The 459-nt window shown below is 53.8% G+C and carries 1 rRNA gene; it reads left to right on the top strand.

The features are described from left to right. Positions 1 to 2: 2 nt before the first annotated feature. A 16S ribosomal RNA gene (locus L6I86_RS35545) occupies positions 3 to 459 on the top strand; the annotation flags it as partial.

Genomic DNA, 459 nt, shown 5'->3' with positions numbered 1-459 from the left:
CTATTATGGAGAGTTTGATCCTGGCTCAGGACGAACGCTGGCGGCGTGCCTAATACATGCAAGTCGAGCGGGTTTATCCTTCGGGATAAGCTAGCGGCGGACGGGTGAGTAACACGTAGGTAACCTGCCTTTAAGACTGGGATAACTATCGGAAACGATAGCTAAGACCGGATAACTGGTTTTCTCGCATGAGAGAATCATAAAACACGGAGCAATCTGTGGCTTAAAGATGGGCCTGCGGCGCATTAGCTAGTTGGTGAGGTAACGGCTCACCAAGGCGACGATGCGTAGCCGACCTGAGAGGGTGAACGGCCACACTGGGACTGAGACACGGCCCAGACTCCTACGGGAGGCAGCAGTAGGGAATCTTCCGCAATGGACGCAAGTCTGACGGAGCAACGCCGCGTGAGTGATGAAGGTTTTCGGATCGTAAAGCTCTGTTGCCCTAGACGAACAGCA

The sequence above is a fragment of the Paenibacillus allorhizoplanae genome (assembly GCF_927798215.1).
GTDB classification, from domain to species: Bacteria; Bacillota; Bacilli; order Paenibacillales; family NBRC-103111; genus Paenibacillus_E; species Paenibacillus_E allorhizoplanae.
Note: the sequence above shows the minus strand (reverse complement) of the source record. Positions and strands in the feature narration are given on the sequence as shown.